The organism is Thermomicrobiales bacterium (assembly GCA_037045155.1).
Classification (GTDB): Bacteria; Chloroflexota; Chloroflexia; order Thermomicrobiales; family CFX8; genus JAMLIA01.
The window spans coordinates 1088774-1105593 of record JBAOIG010000005.1 but is presented as its reverse complement, the minus strand read 5'-3'; the positions used below and the strand labels follow the sequence as shown (position 1 = coordinate 1105593).

The following is a 16820-nucleotide window of genomic DNA, read 5'->3' as shown; positions in this document are numbered from 1 at the left end:
ACATGGGATGGTCTCAGGAAGGAACTCATCATGACACAGGCATCCGATAAGGCGCGAGCCTACTCTCGCGAGCAGGCGGAGCAGTTCCGCGGCCAGCTTCATGAGCTGTTGAGGATTCCGAGCCTCAGCGCCGATCCGGCTCATGCCGGCGACGTGCGCGAGGCGGCGGAGTGGCTCGCCGAGCATCTGAACACGCTGGGTCTCGATCACGTCGAGATCATGGAGACTGCCGGACATCCGGTTGTCTACGCCGACTGGCTCGGCGCAGGCCCGGACAAACCAACCGTGCTGGTATACGGCCACTACGACGTCGTGCCGGCCTCCCTCGAGGATGGTTGGGACACCGAGCCGTTTGAGCCGATCGAAAAAGACGGCAAGATGTACGCTCGCGGCGTCACTGACGACAAAGGGCAGCTATTCATTCACGTCAAGGCGCTTGAGTCGTATCTGCGCACCGCGGGAAGCGCGCCGGTCAACGTGAAGATGCTGCTCGAGGGTGAGGAGGAGGTCTCCTCGCCGAACCTTCGGCCATTCATCGAGTCGCACCTGGATCTGCTGGCGGCCGACGTCTGTGTGATCAGCGACTCGTCGATGCCGTCGATCGACCGCCCGTCGATCATGCACAGCCTGCGTGGCATGACCTATATCGAGGTTGAGGTCGATGGCCCGCACGACGACCTGCATAGCGGATTCTACGGCGGCGCCGTCCACAACCCGGCGCTCGCGCTGGCGGAGATCATCTCCAAGCTCCACAACCCCGATCACAGCATCGCGGTCCCGGGCTTCTACGACGATGTCGTGCCGCTGGCGCCCGACGAGCGCGCCGAGGTTGCCAAGACCGACATGAGCGAGGAAGAGCTTCTCGTCGCAACGGGCGCCCCATCCCAGTGGGGTGAGGCGGCCTACACCATCCGCGAGCGCGTCTCGGCGCGCCCGACCCTCGAGATCAACGGCATGGGCAGCGGCTGGACCGGCCCCGGACCGAAGACGATCATTCCCCAGAAAGCGATGGCAAAGATCAGCTGCCGGCTGGTCGGCAACCAGGATCCGCACAAGATCTACGATCACCTCAAGAGCTACATCGAGTCGATCACGCCGCCGACGGTCCGAGTCGAGGTTCGGCTGCTGACGACAGGCGAGCCGGCGCTGATCGACTTCCATCTGCCCGAAATGCAGGCGGCGGTTCGCGCCTACGAGAAGGGCTGGGGGCATACCCCGGTCTTCACGCGCGGCGGCGGCAGCATCCCGGTGGTGGCCGACTTCTACAATCTGATGAACATGCCGGTCGTCATGATGGGGTATGGTCTCGACACCGACGGCCTTCATGGGACCAACGAACATCTCACGATCGAGATGTTCCACCGAGGAATTGAGACTGCAATCGTCTATCTCGACGAGCTAGCGACGATGGAGCGCTAGCTCGGAGCGCGCCGAAACGTCCGGTGGTGGGGACAATCGGGAACACGTGGAAGCACGACGTAGCATGAAAACAGAAGATGACGGCATCCGTTCAGCTGAGCCCGGCAACAGCATGGACACCTCCGTTGAGGCGCCAGTCTCAACCGGTGATCTCCCGTTACCCGGGCGCGTGCGGGACGAGATCACCGCTGCCTGGGAACAGTTCGCTGACGTCAACGACGGCCAGAATGCTGCTGTGTACCCGGCGCTCGCCGCCGTCCCCCGCAATCTGTTCGGTCTATGCGTCGCCGGCGTAGATGGTCGCCTCTACGCCGTCGGCGATGCCGACTATCAGTTCGCGATCATGAGTGTGTCCAAACCGTTCGTCTTCGCGATCGTGTGCCAGCTCATCGGCGCGGAGCAAGCGCGCGAGCAACTGGGGGTGAATGCCACCGGGCTGCCGTTCAACTCGGTCATGGCGATTGAGTTGAACGCGGATCGGCGCACGAACCCGATGGTCAACTCCGGCGCGATCGCGACGACGAGTCTGGTGCCTGGCGCGACATCGGACGAGAAGTGGAAACACATCCATGATGGACTGTCGCGGTTCGCCGGCCGGCAACTATCGCTGAACGACGAGGTCTATGCCTCGGCGATGCAGACGAACCACCGTAACCATGGGATCGCCCGGTTACTTTTCAGTTACGACCGACTCTACTTTGACCCTGTCGAGGCGACCGAGCTCTACACGCGTCAGTGTTCGCTCGACGTTACCGCAACCGATCTGGCCGTCATGGCAGCCACGCTGGCAGACGGCGGAGTGAATCCGCTGACCGGGGAGCGGGTGATCGACGCCGAGGTCTGCCGACCGACGCTCGCAGTCATGGCGACAGCTGGGCTGTATGAAACGTCGGGTGATTGGTTGTACGATGTAGGGCTACCAGGCAAGAGTGGTATCGGTGGTGGGATTCTGACCGTCGCACCGGGCAAGGGCGGGTTGGCGACATTCTCGCCGCCGCTCGACCCAGCCGGAAATAGTGTCAGGGGCCAGCTCGCGACGAGGCTTCTCTCAGAGCGGCTCGGGTTGAATCTGTTCGCGTCGAGGCCTGTCATACCCGCCAGCGAACAGCGAGAGACATCGGAAGGAAGGGAATAGCTCTATGGGGCACGACCTGTACGCTGCGCTCGAGGATCGGCTCGTGCGTTATTGCATCATCGACACCCAGGCCGATGAGACATCGGCCACCATTCCCAGTACTGCGAAGCAGTACGATCTGCTCAACTTGCTCGTGGAGGAGCTGAAGGGGCTTGGCCTCGCGGATGTCGAGCTAACCGCTTACGGCGCGGTCCTGGCGACGATTCCGGCCACCGTTGACAAGGACATCCCGACGGTCGCCTTCCTTGCGCACGTCGACACGTCGTCCGCATTCAACGCGACCGGCGTCAAGCCGCTCGTCCACCGTGCCTGGGATGGCAGCGACATCGTCCTGCCAGACGACCCCAGCATCGTGTTCTCGGCCAGCGAGATGCCGTATCTGGCGAAGAAGGTCGGCGACGACATCGTTACCGCCAGTGGGACAACGCTGCTCGGCGCTGACGACAAGGCCGGCCTCGCGATCGTGATGGAGTTCGTTCGCCACCTCGCCGAGCACCCGGAAACTCCGCACGGCCCGATCCGCATCTGCTTCACGCCCGATGAGGAGATCGGTCGTGGGGTCCATGCGAATTTGCCGGGCGACCTGAAGGCAAAATACGCCTACACGCTCGACGGCGCAGACCTTGGCGAGATCGTCTACGAGACGTTCTCCGCCGACAAGGGCACGGTGACCATTCAGGGCGTCTCGACCCATCCCGGGCAGGCGAAGGACACGATGGTCAACGCGCTGCATCTCGCCTCCAAGGTCGTGATGACCCTTCCGCACGCAACGCTCCAGCCGGAGACGACCGACGGCCGGCAGGGATTCATCCACCTCTACGCGATGAGTGGTACAGCGGCCGCGGCCGAGATGCACTTCGCGATTCGCGATTTCGAGCTGGACCTCCTGGCCCAACACGGCGAGCTACTGACCAAGGTCTGCGATGCAGTCCAGGCCAGCGAGCCCCGCGCGACGGTCACCTGCGAGATCACCCCGCAGTACCGCAACATGCGCTACTGGCTGGAGGACAACATGTCGCCCGTTGAGCTGGCGCGCCAGGCATGCGCCGAGATCGGCGTCGACTGGTTCTCGCAGCCAACGCGTGGTGGCACCGACGGATCTCGCCTCACCGAGCTCGGCGTTCCGACGCCGAATCTGTTCACCGGAATGCAAGCATTCCACGGGCCGATGGAGTGGGTCAGCGTTCAGGACATGGCTCGCGCCACCGAAATGTGCGTGCGGCTCGCCGAGCTGTGGAGCCAGCAGTAGCGAAAGGATGTGCCGGCGATTCATGAGGATCTGGTTGTCGGCCGAGCCGGTGGCTCGGCCATAGCAAGCGCACTCGACATGTAGCATGTAGCCGCGCCGGGGGTGACGCGGTAGGGGGAAGGACCATATGAGCGCAGCGGGGGCTGCCGCCCAGAAGCCAGAAGCACAAAAACGCGGCTTCACCGAGAAGATGCTGGATGGCATCGAAAAAGCGGGGAACAAGGTTCCCCATCCAGTGATGATGTTCGTCTACCTGATCGTACTCGTGATTATCCTGTCGGCGATCCTCAACATGATGAACGTCGGAATCGTCGAAGAGATCATGGTCCCGGTCGGCACAAACGTCACCGAGGAGTACAACATTCTCGGAGGCACAACCGAGAACATTCTCGACGTCACCGATAGCGCAATCCTCAATCCCGACTTCGAGATCATCACAGAACGGGTCGAAGTCAAGAGCCTGCTGTCGATCAGCGGCTTGCGATTCCTGCTGACATCGTTCGTCGGCAACTTCGCCAGCTTCAGTGTCGTCGCCGTGATCTTCGTGGCGATGATCGGCGTCGGCGTCGCTGAGGAAGCCGGACTGATGGCCGCATCGATCCGCAAGCTCGTGGCTGTGGCTCCGAGTGGCGCGCTGACGTTCATTATCGTCCTGATCGGCGGCCTCTCCAGCGTCGCGACCGACGCTGGCTACCTGATCCTTGTCCCATTGGGCGCGGCAGCGTTCCTGAGCGTGAAGCGACACCCTCTCGCGGGCGTCGCCGCAGCCTATGCAGGCGTCAGCGCCGCCTTTGCGGTGAATATTCTGATCGCGCCGCTCGACGCGATGCTGACCGAGATGACCAACGAGGCCATCCAGATCACCGATCCGACCGGATCGATCACGATTACCGCGAACTTCATCTTCTCGGCGGTATTCACGATTCTGATGGCGCTCGTCATCACGTTCGTCACGACGCGGCTGATCGAGCCGCGACTCGGCATCTACGATCCGTCCGAGGCTGGGGACGAAGTCCCGGCAGAGGAAGTGGCAATCGATCACGCCGCCGAATCACGCGGGTTGAAGTACTCGGTCTATGGCATCCTGGCCGGCGTCGTGTTCTTCGCCGTGATGACCGCTCCTCCGGGCGCCCCACTCCGCGACCCGGTCGATGGCTCGATCATTGGCAACACCCCGTTCATGGATAGCCTGGTCTTCATGATCACGGTGATCTTCATGCTGGCCGGCCTGGGCTATGGCATCGGCGCGAAGACGTTCACCAAGAGCACCGATGTGATCAACGCGATCGTCAAGACCTTCGCCAGCCTGTCCGGCCTGATCTTCATGTTGCTGATCATCAGCCAGTTCATCGCCTACTTCAACTTCACCAACATTCCGCGTGTGCTGGCCGGCGCAATGGCTCATCTGCTGGAGAGCGCTAACGTGGGCGCGCTGCCACTGCTGATCGGCTTCATTTTGGTGATCATGCTGCTCGACATCATCATCCCGGGCGCGATGCCGAAGTGGGCGATCTTCGCGCCGGTGTTCGTGCCAATCTTTATGCGGCTCGGGGTTGCTCCACAGACGGTGCTGGCAGCCTACCGAATCGGCGACTCGCCGATGAACGTCGTCACCCCGTTGATGGTCTACCTGCCGTTCATCGTGATCGTGTCGCAACGCTACGTGAAGAGCGCAGGGCTCGGCACGATCATCTCGCTGATGATCCCGTACACGCTGATCGTCACGATCGTCTGGATCATTCTCTTCGTCATCTGGTATCTGGTCGGTATCCCACTGGGCCCCGGCTACCCGGTGAAACTATAACGGCGCCTATCGTCTTATAACGGTGAGTCGAACTGCGACGACGTGTAGGTGACGCGAAGGGACACGACATGAAGATGAGACGAATCTACAGAAGCACGCTGGCGCTGGCTGCGCTGGTGATGCTTGGGTCGCTGCTGGCCGCGTGCGGAACGACCGGCAAGGCCGCGACGCTCCTGGACACCGAGTGGCAACTGACCCAACTGAATGGGAATGACGCGGTGCCGGTTGTCCTGGTGTCGATGAAGTTTGCCGAAGATGGCAAGCTGATCGGCAATGGCGGCTGCAATAACTACATGGGGAGCTGGAAGCACAGCGACTCGAACAGACTGGCACTCTCGATGGGCGCATCGACGATGATGGCGTGCGAAGAGCCGGTCATGAAGCAGGAGCATGAGTTCTCGCTGGCTCTCGAGCAGACCTCGCGGTACAGGCTCGAAGGTGACGACCTCAGCCTCTACAACGCTGACAACGTGAAGGTTGCCGAGTTCGCGACCCTGAAGGCCACCGAACTGACACGGACGAAGTGGGAAGCCGTCGGGATCAATAACGGCGAGGACGCCGTGATCTCGGTCGACGCCACAACGATGACCGCCGTGTTCGCTCCGGACGGCACCGTCAGTGGCAGTGGCGGCTGCAATACCTTCAATAGCAGCTACAAGCGGGGGGCTGACACGCTGGAGATCGGCGTGATCGCGCAGACGGCGATGGCCTGCGACCAGGGAATCATGATCCAGGAGCAGCGATTCCTGAAGGCGCTCGAGCAGTCCAAGACGTACGAGCTGGGCAATGGCACGCTCGACCTTCGGGGCAGTGACGGGCAGCTCCTTGTCATGTTCCACGAATCGAAGTAAAACGAGACTCAGTTCGGTGCGCCACGGTCTGCTGTGGCGCACCGGCGCTTTTTGGACTAAGGAGGATAGACATGCCGTTTGGGCCGATCGAGCTTCTGGTCGTTGAATTCCCCGGCAACAAGTTCACCGGGGAGCTCGCCCCGGCCCTGAAGGAGTTGGTAGACCACGGGACAGTCAGCATCATCGATATTCTGTTCGTCACGAAAGATGCCGATGGGAACGTCTCCGAGCGCGAGCTCGGAGATCTGATTGACGACGTGTACACTGCCTACGATCCGGTGGTGGATGAGGTCAGTGGGCTGCTGACACACGAGGATGCCGAGCTGCTGACGGCGGCCATGGCGCCGAACTCCTCTGCCGGGATCATGCTGTTCGAGAACGTCTGGGCCAAGCGCTTTGCGGACGCCGTCGCGGAGGCGAACGGACAGGTTATCCTGAACGAACGGATCCCGCGAGCGGTTATCGAGGAGCTCATTGCCGCCGAGATCGAATCGGCCTAACTAAGGCCGGCCGGATACCGAACCGGACACGACGAAGGGGGAAACAGCGCTATGAGACGTCGACCACCACCGCGGCGTGGGCCGAGCCTGATGGGGACGATGGCCCGCACGGCCGTGATCGCCGGCACAGCGACGGCGGTCTCTGGCAACGTCGCGCAGAAGCAGCACGCGAAAGCCAACGTTGCTCAGCAGCAGCAGGCAGCCCAGCAGGCAGCTGCGCAAACCCAGACAGATGTCGAGCAGATGCAACAACAGCTCGCGGCGCTTCAGATGCAACAGGCGCAAGCGACGATTACGCCCGTGGCCCCGGCAGCGCCGGCTCCGGCTGCTGGTGGCGACCTGATCACGCAACTGAAGCAGCTCGCCGACCTGAAGGCTGCCGGGATACTCAATGACGCTGAGTTCGAGGCCGCGAAGGCGCAGTTGCTCGGGGGGTAACCAGGGGGTTCTCAACAAACAGTGATCCTGCAGGATCACTTCGTGGAGCGTGGGGTCTAGTGGAGAAGGGGGTAGCTCCGTGGCCGACATCATTATCGGTCTCATTCTCGGCGCGTTCGGTCTCCTCGTCTGTCTAGCTGGTCTCCGGGTATTCTTCGTGGCACTGCCGATTATCGGCTTTGTCGCGGGATTCTACGCGGGCGCGGCAGCGATTGCCGCGATCACCAATGGCAGCTTCCTTGGAGATCTGACGGCGGTCATCGTGGGGTTCGTTGTCGGCGTCGTCTTTGGCACGCTGGCGTATCTCTTCTGGTATCTCGGCGCGCTGCTCTCGGCCGGCTCAACCGGCGCGCTGATCGGCTCGGGCGCTATGAAGGCCATCGGCGTTAGCTCGGGCTGGGTCATCTTCCTGATCGCCGCCGCCGTCGCGATCGTCTTCTTCGCCATCGCATTCCTGCTGGCGTTGCCGGTCTATGTCGTCGTCATCAACACTGCGTTCGTCGGCGCTGCGGCCGCCGTCACCGGGCTACTTCTGATCATCAACAAGATCGACAGAGTGGACCTGCATTACGGGCTCGCCTGGGCCACCGTGAACGAGTCGTGGTTCTGGCTCATCATCTGGATCGTCGCCGCGGTGGTCGGCATCCTCTATCAGCTCCAGTCGATCAAGGCAGTTGTTCTGCCCGAAGATCGCTGGACGCGGGCCGAGCCTGCCTGATACCGGGCGCGCACCGGGGATGATGGTCTTTGCCTTCATCCCCGGCGCGGCACGCTGAGGAGCTCGTATGCAGCCGACCTTTTCGGATGCCGAGACACCCTCGGCAGACAACTCTGACAAGCCAGTCCCATACCGAACGATTCTCCGACGACGCAATGTGCGGTTGCTCGCCGGCTCCCGATTCACCAGCCGGATGGCGCAGACGACACTGAGCTACGGCGCGATGGTTCACCTCGGGCAGGCCGGCGCATCACAGCTCGGCGTCTCGCTCGTCGGCTCCGTGTCCTACATCGCCCCGCTGTTCTTCGGCGTGCAGGGTGGGGCCGCCGCCGACACGATGTCCAAACGAGTTGCGCTCGCGTTCGGGTTCGGCATGCAGGCGCTGCTGTGCCTACTGTCCGCGGTCTTCCTCACAACTACAGTCGGCAGTCTGATGTTCCTCATGTTCATGACCAGCCTGCTGATGGTGATCGTCATACCGAGCATGAAGGCGGCGGTCGCAATTGTCTCGACGCCGTCGGAGATGGCGTCTGTAAACGCGGTCATCGCGCTAGTTGGCTCGGTCGGCTCCGCGCTGGGCTCGACGATGATCGCGCCAGTGCTGATCAGCGTCTCTGGCATCGACATGGTTCTCTACGTCGCCGCTGTCCTGTTTGCAGTCGGCGCAATCCGCGTCTTCAAGATGGACGTTGAACACGGAAAGCCAGAACCCGGCGCCTGGCGGAAAATCGACTGGAAGCCCCGCTCCATCTCGCTTCGCATGAACGCGGACTGGATTCGCGACCACCGCTCGGTGGGGACGATGATCCTGACTGGCGCTATCGTCGTCGCGCTCTTCGAAGCATTCACCACGCTGATCCCGATCTATGTGCGGGATGTGTTGAACGCAAATCCGGCTCATTCGGTCTACATCTTCGCGCCGGCCGGCGTCGGCTTTCTGGTCGCAACTGTTGTGGCGCCCTGGGTCATCATGCGGTTTGGGGAGCGGCGACTCGCGGTCGTTGCCCTCGGTTGCGTGACGACGGGAATGATCCTGTTTGGATTGATCAGGCCGATCGCGCCGTTTGTGTCGATCATCAGCCCCCTCCGGCTCCTCGAGCCATTCGGCGTTCACCTCAGCAAGGAGGTCCTGGCGGCGTCGGTCATCGCACTGCCGACGAATTTTGGCTCGACCGCGGCCGGCGCAGCCGTCGACAACTTCGTCAACCGTCATACGCCAGCCGATCGTCAGGGCGCGACGTTCGGGTTGAAGGAAGTCCAGGAAAACGCCCTCGCGCTGGCGACGATCATCGCGCTGGGAGTCGTGTCAAACCTCGTCGGCCCGCGTATCGTCATGATCGTGGCGCCGATAATCGTGCTGCTGCCGGTTATCTGGCTGCTCCGCTACAGCTTCAAGCGCGAGGACCAGCCCATGATGACTCGACGGGAGGCGTTCGCGCTCCTCACCTCTGGTGAGGAGTCGCTGCCAGCAGACACATAACACCGACGCGCCAGGATACGGCGCAACCGCAAGACTGAACGGAATACCCGAAGGAGGCAAGATGACTGACGAACAACGACCACCAACTAACGACGAGACCCCGTCGGCCTCGTCCGCGCCAGACGAGGCCGGCGATATGCATGGCGCTGGCGGCGACATCGCGCCAGATCAGCCGACAACCGCGCTCCCAATAGTGCCTCCCAACACACCGCCGCCGCCGGGGGGAGAGCCTCCGATCGAGCCACCGGGCGGCGGCGAGCCGCCCGAATCATCGGACAGACAGACGTATCAGCGTTGGGTCATCGGCGGGCTCATCGCTTTCCTGGTCTTTATCGTGCTCATTGGTGTGTTCTTCATCTCCCGTGATGACGATGATGACGACGAAGATCATGTCGCCGAGGCAACCAAGACGATCGTGGCTCCCAAGGTTGTGGCGACGGAGACGGCGGAGAAAGTAGCGACGGAGACAGCAGTCGCGGAAACCGCAACTGCTACCCCTGTCGAGCCGACGAAGACGCCAGAGCCAAGCCCGACGGCCACCGAGACGCCGAAACCAACTGCAACATATACGCCGGCTCCAACGTACACACCAACGCCGAAGCCGCAACCCACGGCAACATATACGCCGACACCGAAGCCCGAGCCGACGTTGACACCAAAGCCGGAGCCACCGACTCCAACGCCGAAGCCGGAACCGACCGCTACCGAGCCGCCAACCGTGCCGACGCCAGTTCCAGGCGCGCTAGTGTATTCGGCCAACTGGTCGGGTGGCGCAGGCGATTGGAAGCTCGGCGAAGGATGGGAAGTCAACGGCAGTGCGCTGGTCGCCGATGGCGCCCTCGCCGGCCCGTTACTATCCCCGTTCACGCCAACCAGCCCGGACTACGCAGTCGAGGCGCAGATCGCCATCATCGGAAGCCATGGCTGCAACGAGCTCGCTGGAGTGTTTGTGCGCGCCACGCAGACGAAAGACTCAACTCCGCCGAAGTCTTCCGGCTACGCTGGCAACGCCTGCGCGCACGAGTGGCGCATCGACGCTGTCAGCCAGGACAGTCGCTCGACACTGAAGAGCGGCTATCGCCCGCTCGACACGACGGCGCATACCTATCGCCTTGAGGTCAAGGGCGACAACATCCGCCTGTTCATCGATGGCAAGTTCGCTGGCGAGACGCAGAACAGCCAATTCTCGGCAGCCGGCGGCGCCGGCCTCTACCTGGATGGCAACATCCAGGTGATGATCCGCAGCTTCCGGGTGTATTCGCTCGGATCATAAGCATGCGGCGCTCCCTGTCACCAACCGAGGCCATGTTCAGCGATTCACCGTCGCTGAATATGGCCTCCTGGATCCAGTGAGAGAGGCGCACAACGCAACATCCCCGGCAAGGCCGGGGATGTTGCGTTGCCGTATCGGCGGCTACCGATTGTCGAAGTACTGACGGTTCAGGCTGAGGAAGCTGGCCCACTGCTCGGGCAGATCATCCTCGAAGAAGATCGCCTCGACGGGGCAGACCTCGGCGCAGACGCCACAGTCGATGCACTCGTCGGGATTGATGAAATACTGGTTCGAATTGTCGTCCGAGTGGATGCAGTCGACGGGGCAGACCTCGACGCAGGAGGCGTCCTTCACGTCAATGCATGGCTCGGCGATCACATAGGTCATCGCGCGGTACCTTTCTCAGTGGGGTTCGATCTATACACAGGCACGCCATTCCTGTGGACGCGCCAGATGATGCGCACGTTGCTGGCAGTATAGCACGCACTCTATCGCTCTCCTGGGCGTGGGTTCTCCACCAGCCGCGCCGATCAGCCGTGGCGAATAAGGTCGCTCGCGTCCCAGACATGCTGGAGGACGGGCCAGGCTTCGTCATCGCTCATCCGCCGCGGCCGATGATAATCCTCGATCAACACCGGGACGAGATCGAGCGCCAGCACCGCGTCACCTCGCATCCAGACATCGGCGATCATCCCCTGCTTGGTCTCGAGCGACCATTCCTGGTCGAAGACGAAGTTCCCCAGCGAATAGACGATCGACTTGTCTTTGTAGGTCTCGACGGCCTGAACCCAGTGGGGGTGAGAGCCCATGACCATCGCCGCGCCGTTGTCGATCGCCAGCTGCGCAAAGGCGCGCTGTTCCTCGGTCGGATCGTAAACATACTCGGTGCCCCAGTGGAAGAACGGGATGACGACGTGGCCAGCGGCCAGCTCGCGCTTGATATCTTCGACAACGAGCCAGTCAATCAGCGGGTTCGTGCCCGGGCTATTTGCCTCGGCGCCATCCCATTGATCGCTGATCCCGTTGTAGCCAAGGAACGCATAGGTGACGCCGCCGACCTTGGCCAGCGCCGCCTTCCGCGATTCCTCGATGGTGTGGCCCATGCCAAAGTGCAGGATTCCCGCCTTGTCGAGGACATCGGTCGTGTCATCCATACCGACGACGCCGAAGTTGAACGAGTGATTGTTCGCTCTGTTGAGGACGTCGATCTCGGCGAGCTGCAGTCCGGCAACAGCGCGGGTATCAGTCTTGAACTCAAATGTTGACCAGTCCGTCGGCGTCTCGAAGGAATCTGACAGCGAGCATTCCAGGTTCGAGATCGTCACATCCGCCCAGGTCAGCTCGTCGGCGATCGCGCGGAATGGCGCCGCCCAATCACCAAGCTCGACCATCCTGACGTGGACGTGACGGCCCATGATGATGTCGCCGGCCCAGGTCATCGACACGGCCGGATGGAGTGGCACGGTTGCGATGGCTTCCGCGGCCCGCGCGGCAAGGCCTGTCTCGCGCGAGTCATCGACATCGGCCACCATCGTCACCTGCAACGGCCAGGTCGCGTCACCCGTCCGGAACCAGCTGATGTCATCGAGCCGCAACGTTCGGAATCGAAAATCGACCCACGCCGCCGGGATGATCGCCAGCACGCCTGGTTCATCCTCCATAAAGGTCGCCAGGTTGTCGCGGTTCGGCACCGCCTGGTCAGCTTGCGCCACAGCGAACGGGCCGGCGGATTCCGCCACCTTCACCCGCACGACCCTTTGCGACACTGGAGAACCGAGCGCGCTCCAGTCGGTAATCTCGCCAGACCAAAGCCCGCGAAGCTGTTCGCTCGTGATTCCCCGGACCACCAGCCGACGAGACACGACCGCAACATAGTCTGTCACTAGCCGCGGCAGTCCCGCGTCCACAGCGCCGGGCTCGGCCATACGGATCGTCAGGTCTGCGCGACTGTCAGATGCGGCAGCCGCAACGGCGCCAAGATGCTCGACGAATCGATCCCGCATCCAGCTCGCATGCGTCAACAACGGTTCGGGGACGCCGTCAATGCGGACAGTCATTGTGCCGTCGCTCGCGCCGCCCGAAGTCGGCGACGCGACGCCGCTGCCTTTGGTTCCGGATGGCGTCTGGCCCGGCTTCGCAACCTGCGTAGACGCACCCACTTGTGGCTGCGACGCGGCATTCGGACCGAGCGCCGCATCCGGCTTCTCCTCCGGGCCACTGCAAGCTGCGAGCAACGTTGCGCCAGTAGCAGCGACAACACGCAGAAACGACCGTCGTGTCAGGATGATTCGATGCATTCAATTGGCCCTTACGACCGGCAGGCGACGTGCCGGCAAGTTGCGACTCCGGTTGCCAAGTGTACGAGCCGGGCATGCATTCTGGTAGGCGCAGTATGCCGGCCAGCCATTGCCTTCCCCGGCGAAACCGTGTATCCGTATCATTGCCACCGGCAACAGCGCCGGACCTTCGCAGGAGGAGAGGAGCCTCATCGATGACAACAGTCATCGTCCCGCTCGACGGGTCGGACCGTGCAGAGCAGGCCATCCCCTGGGCAACAGCGCTTTGCCACAGGATCAACGCCCGGCTGACACTGATCTCAGTCGTTGAGATCCCGGTCGAGTTCGGCGCGTGGAGCGCAGCCAGCGCGATGGCCGTCGGAAACGAGCTCGACGAATGGGCGGCCGAGCGAAAGGCCTACCTCAAGGACGTCGCCAGCAAGATCGACGGTATCCAGATCGATATCGTCAGCCGTATCGGCAGTCCCACCAGCGAGGTTCTTAGCGCAATTGGCGACGTTGAGGACCCGTTCATAGTCATGACGAGCCATGGCAGGACCGGCGCGAGCAGGGTGGTGATGGGAAGCGCCGCGAACCGCATTGTGCGCGACGCACGCTGCCCGGTGCTCGTGATCCGCTCGCAGCGCGAAACGCCGGACGTGACGCCATCCTTCGATCGAGTGCTGGTGCCGCTCGACGGTTCTGAGTTCTCCGAGCATGCTCTCGATCGGGGGCTGGACGCTATCGCTCCAGGCGGCCAGTCGATTGCCGTGCATCTGTTGCGCGTCATCGAGTTTCTCGCCGTCAGAATCCCCGGGCCGGACATCCCTCTTGATTACGGACTCGTCGCCGAATACACAGAGGCGATGCAAGAGGAAGCAACGAACTATCTGGGGGTGGTGACCGGGCGGCTGAGTGAAAAGGGCGTAGCCGTAACGTCGGAGGTGCGTCAGGGTCGGGTCTCTGATGAGATCCTCAGAACTGCCGCGGAGCAAAAAGCTGATCTGATCCTCATGTCCACGCATGGCCGGGGCGGCGTATCGCGTCTCTTCTTCGGCTCGGTTGCCGAGAGGGTGCTCCACGAATCGACGCACCCTCTCCTGCTGGTGCGCCCGCGCGGGTAATTCAGACCCGTAGCCGTGATGGCGCTGACAGAACTGTCGGCGCCATCACGTCTATTCGGTGGCCACGCGGTGTGCGTGATTATCGGACCGACTACCCACGCACAAATCCCAACGCTGGCCGGCGCGGCTCAGACCCGCAGATAGCCGTCGGCCAGCATCATCTCGGCATTGAGGATGGATGCGCCGGCCGCGCCCCGGATCGTGTTGTGGCCGAGGACGACAAACTTGATATCAAACAGCGAACACTCGCGGACACGCCCAACCACCGAGGCCATCCCGGCGGCAACATCGCGGTCCAGCGCCGGCTGCGGACGGTCCGGCTGGTCGCGGACGATGATCGGAGTCTCCGGCGCGGAGTGAAGGCCGAGCTCTTGTGGCCGGCCGCGGAACGACCGCAGTGTCTCGATAACCTCCTCCGGCGTAGCCTTGCGACCCAGCTTGAGGTTGACCGTCTCCAGGTGGCCGTGCCGGACGGGCACGCGATTGCACTGGGCGCTCATTCGCAGGTCGGCATACTGGAATTCGTCGCCCATCCAGCCGCCGAGCAGCTTCTTGCTCTCCGACTCGATCTTCTCTTCTTCGCCGCCGATGTAGGGAACGACATTGTCGATCAGGTCGAGCGACGGCACGCCGGGATACCCCGCGCCGGAGGTCGCCTGCATCGTGGTCACCATCGCCTGCTCAATGCCATATGCATCCCAGATCGGCTTGAGCGCCAGCACAAGGTGAATCGTGGAGCAGTTCGGGTTCGTCACGATACAGCCACGATCCCAGCCGCGCAGCTTGCGTTGAACGTCGATCGCTCGCGCATGGTCGGCATTCACCTCAGGGATGATCAGCGGGACATCCGGGTCCATCCGGTTGTCCCGGGCATTCGAAAACACCGCTTTACCCTCGGAGGCCAGCCGAGTTTCGACCTCGCGAGCAATCCCGCCAGGAAGCGAGGCGAAGACAATCGGGCTATTGATCGGCTCCTCATGATGCTTGACAACCTTGTTCACCGCCTCTTCCGGCGGCGCGCCCGAGATACGCCAGTCGGCAACATCGGCATAGCGTTGGCCGGCGCTACGCTCACTCCCGAATAGCTCGGCCAGCCGAAACTGCGGATGCTTCGCCAGAAGCTCGACATAACGCTGACCGACACTCCCGGTCGCTCCGAGCACCGCCACATCGATCCTGTCTGCCATCGGTCCAATCCCTCCCTGTCGCGCTCCAGCGCGGAGCATCACCTGATCCCGAACAACAAAAAGCAGGAGCCGTCGCTCCTGCCGCCAGAACGTCATCGCGCTGTTGAAACCGTCAGCCGGTTCCCCCGCGCAACGCCGTTGCGGCGTGCGCGGTAATAGTCTCCTCGTTGATAATCCAGCAGGGCCAGATCACTTGCGTCGCTCCCGTTGTCATGGATGGCGTGAGTTCGGTAGGCTGCAACTGCCAACCGGTGTGGGTGGACGATAACAGCCAGACGGTCGCGCGTCAAGATCGCGGCCGGCATCACGAAAGAGGTTGCGCCGTGTCGCAGACGATCGGGGTCGCGGTACTGGGGCTCGGGACGATCGGAAGCGCGGTGGCCGACGCGATCGCCAACGATGCGGCCAGCCTGGCCGCCACGAGTGGCATCAAGCTGCGGCTGGCCGGCGCGCTCGATCGTGGACCGCACAAGGCGGAGCGCGCCCGGATCGATCCGGCACTGGTGACCGACGATGGCAACGCGCTGATCGACGATCCCTCGGTTCAGGTCGTCGTGGAAGTTCTCGGGCGTGAGCGGCCGGCCGCCGACCTGATGATCCGCGCTCTGTCGGCCGGGAAGCATGTCGTCACCGCGAACAAGGAAGCTGTCTCGAAGAATCTTCCGGCCATCCTTTCGGCCGCCCGCGACGGCGACGCGGCATTCCTCTGCGAGGCGTGTGTGGGCGGTGGCATCCCACTCTTTGCCGCTCTCCGGCAGGTGATGGCAACAAACAGGATCGAACGAGTGCGCGGCATCGTGAACGGGACGACGAACTTCATTCTGTCGGCGATGGACGCTGAGGGCGCCAGCTACACCGATATGCTGGCCGAAGCGCAGCGGCTTGGATACGCCGAACCGGATCCGACCGCCGATGTCGAGGGGTTCGACGCTGCCTACAAGCTGGCAATCGTTGCGTCGCTGATGCTCGGTCGCCACGTCCAGCCAGACGAGATCGATCGGACGGGAATCACCGGCGTCACCAGCGAGCAGGTTGCCGAGGCGAAGGCGCAGGGTGGCACGATTCGTCTCATCGCCAGCGCCGAGCGGCTTGGCGATACCACAGCGTTGCGGGTCGGCCCCGTCTTCGTTCCGGGTGATGATCTGTTTTCGCGAGTGATGCGAAACTACAACGCGATCGAAATCGTCGGAAACCGCGTCGGCCCGGTGTTGCTCCATGGCCAGGGCGCCGGCCCGTCCCCAACCTCCAGCGCGATCCTGTCCGACATCGTCGAGGCGGTGAAGACCGGCAGCGCCGCGACCCCGCGGCTGGGGTAGGAAAAACGGCCCCCACCTCCGGTCCCTGTTCCCAAATCTGGGAGGGGACG

The 16820-nt window shown here is 62.7% G+C and carries 15 protein-coding genes; 12 read left to right on the top strand and 3 right to left on the bottom strand.

The window, feature by feature from the left end; all coding sequences use genetic code 11:
• Positions 1–30: 30 nt before the first annotated feature.
• The 10 genes from V9F06_15150 to V9F06_15105 all read left to right on the top strand — a co-directional run bounded on the left by V9F06_15150 (position 31) and on the right by V9F06_15105 (position 10867).
• Positions 31–1419 (top strand): dipeptidase, encoded by a 1389-nt coding sequence (locus V9F06_15150; GenBank protein ID MEI2618946.1) that lies wholly within the window; start codon positions 31–33, stop codon positions 1417–1419.
• Positions 1420–1483: 64 nt separating this feature from the next.
• A complete protein-coding gene (gene glsA, locus V9F06_15145; GenBank protein ID MEI2618945.1) occupies positions 1484–2554 on the top strand; it encodes a glutaminase A in 1071 nt (356 codons plus the stop codon).
• Between the two features lie 4 nt (positions 2555–2558).
• Positions 2559–3803, top strand: coding sequence for a peptidase T (gene pepT / locus V9F06_15140; GenBank protein MEI2618944.1), 1245 nt, complete (start codon positions 2559–2561; stop codon positions 3801–3803).
• 127 nt (positions 3804–3930) lie between these two features.
• Positions 3931–5607 carry an AbgT family transporter gene (locus tag V9F06_15135; protein MEI2618943.1) on the top strand — a complete coding sequence of 559 codons (1677 nt, stop codon included), beginning with the start codon at positions 3931–3933 and terminating at the stop codon, positions 5605–5607.
• A 68-nt stretch (positions 5608–5675) separates the two neighbouring features.
• The gene (locus V9F06_15130) at positions 5676–6458 is read left to right on the top strand and encodes an META domain-containing protein (protein MEI2618942.1); all 783 of its coding nucleotides are present in this window, start codon (positions 5676–5678) and stop codon (positions 6456–6458) included.
• A 71-nt stretch (positions 6459–6529) separates the two neighbouring features.
• Positions 6530–6958 (top strand): DUF6325 family protein, encoded by a 429-nt coding sequence (locus V9F06_15125; GenBank protein ID MEI2618941.1) that lies wholly within the window; start codon positions 6530–6532, stop codon positions 6956–6958.
• A 51-nt stretch (positions 6959–7009) separates the two neighbouring features.
• Positions 7010–7396, top strand: a complete 387-nt coding sequence (locus V9F06_15120) for an SHOCT domain-containing protein (protein ID MEI2618940.1) — start codon at positions 7010–7012, stop codon at positions 7394–7396.
• Between the two features lie 79 nt (positions 7397–7475).
• The gene (locus tag V9F06_15115) at positions 7476–8114 is read left to right on the top strand and encodes a DUF4203 domain-containing protein (protein ID MEI2618939.1); all 639 of its coding nucleotides are present in this window, start codon (positions 7476–7478) and stop codon (positions 8112–8114) included.
• Positions 8115–8181: 67 nt separating this feature from the next.
• A complete protein-coding gene (locus tag V9F06_15110) occupies positions 8182–9594 on the top strand; it encodes an MFS transporter (protein MEI2618938.1) in 1413 nt (470 codons plus the stop codon).
• A 61-nt stretch (positions 9595–9655) separates the two neighbouring features.
• Positions 9656–10867, top strand: coding sequence for a hypothetical protein (locus V9F06_15105; GenBank protein MEI2618937.1), 1212 nt, complete (start codon positions 9656–9658; stop codon positions 10865–10867).
• Between the two features lie 141 nt (positions 10868–11008).
• Here the strand turns inward: V9F06_15105 and V9F06_15100 are convergent, their stop codons facing one another.
• On the bottom strand, positions 11009–11254 hold the full coding sequence (locus V9F06_15100; protein MEI2618936.1) for a 4Fe-4S binding protein: 246 nt from the start codon (positions 11252–11254) through the stop codon (positions 11009–11011).
• Between the two features lie 143 nt (positions 11255–11397).
• The gene (locus V9F06_15095) at positions 11398–13164 is read right to left on the bottom strand and encodes a CapA family protein (GenBank protein ID MEI2618935.1); all 1767 of its coding nucleotides are present in this window, start codon (positions 13162–13164) and stop codon (positions 11398–11400) included.
• Positions 13165–13358: 194 nt separating this feature from the next.
• On the opposite strand from V9F06_15095, the gene V9F06_15090 reads away from it, so the two are divergent.
• Entirely contained in the window at positions 13359–14267 is a 909-nt protein-coding gene (locus tag V9F06_15090) for a universal stress protein (GenBank protein ID MEI2618934.1), read from the top strand.
• A 128-nt stretch (positions 14268–14395) separates the two neighbouring features.
• Here V9F06_15090 and asd read toward each other — a convergent pair whose 3' ends face one another.
• On the bottom strand, positions 14396–15454 hold the full coding sequence (asd, locus tag V9F06_15085; protein MEI2618933.1) for an aspartate-semialdehyde dehydrogenase: 1059 nt from the start codon (positions 15452–15454) through the stop codon (positions 14396–14398).
• 323 nt (positions 15455–15777) lie between these two features.
• Here asd and V9F06_15080 point away from each other — a divergent pair, with 323 nt between their 5' ends.
• Positions 15778–16770: a homoserine dehydrogenase gene (locus V9F06_15080; protein MEI2618932.1), complete on the top strand. Its 993-nt coding sequence runs from the start codon at positions 15778–15780 to the stop codon at positions 16768–16770.
• The last annotated feature ends 50 nt before the right edge of the window (positions 16771–16820 follow it).

Coding starts and splice junctions, on each gene's coding strand:
- V9F06_15105 (MEI2618937.1), top strand. CDS start 9,656: ATGACTGACGAACAACGACCACCAACTAACGACGAGACCCCGTCGGCC.
- glsA (MEI2618945.1), top strand. CDS start 1,484: ATGAAAACAGAAGATGACGGCATCCGTTCAGCTGAGCCCGGCAACAGC.
- V9F06_15120 (MEI2618940.1), top strand. CDS start 7,010: ATGAGACGTCGACCACCACCGCGGCGTGGGCCGAGCCTGATGGGGACG.
- V9F06_15130 (MEI2618942.1), top strand. CDS start 5,676: ATGAAGATGAGACGAATCTACAGAAGCACGCTGGCGCTGGCTGCGCTG.
- V9F06_15095 (MEI2618935.1), bottom strand. CDS start 13,164: ATGCATCGAATCATCCTGACACGACGGTCGTTTCTGCGTGTTGTCGCT.
- V9F06_15110 (MEI2618938.1), top strand. CDS start 8,182: ATGCAGCCGACCTTTTCGGATGCCGAGACACCCTCGGCAGACAACTCT.
- asd (MEI2618933.1), bottom strand. CDS start 15,454: ATGGCAGACAGGATCGATGTGGCGGTGCTCGGAGCGACCGGGAGTGTC.
- V9F06_15135 (MEI2618943.1), top strand. CDS start 3,931: ATGAGCGCAGCGGGGGCTGCCGCCCAGAAGCCAGAAGCACAAAAACGC.
- V9F06_15125 (MEI2618941.1), top strand. CDS start 6,530: ATGCCGTTTGGGCCGATCGAGCTTCTGGTCGTTGAATTCCCCGGCAAC.
- V9F06_15100 (MEI2618936.1), bottom strand. CDS start 11,254: ATGACCTATGTGATCGCCGAGCCATGCATTGACGTGAAGGACGCCTCC.
- V9F06_15090 (MEI2618934.1), top strand. CDS start 13,359: ATGACAACAGTCATCGTCCCGCTCGACGGGTCGGACCGTGCAGAGCAG.
- V9F06_15150 (MEI2618946.1), top strand. CDS start 31: ATGACACAGGCATCCGATAAGGCGCGAGCCTACTCTCGCGAGCAGGCG.
- pepT (MEI2618944.1), top strand. CDS start 2,559: ATGGGGCACGACCTGTACGCTGCGCTCGAGGATCGGCTCGTGCGTTAT.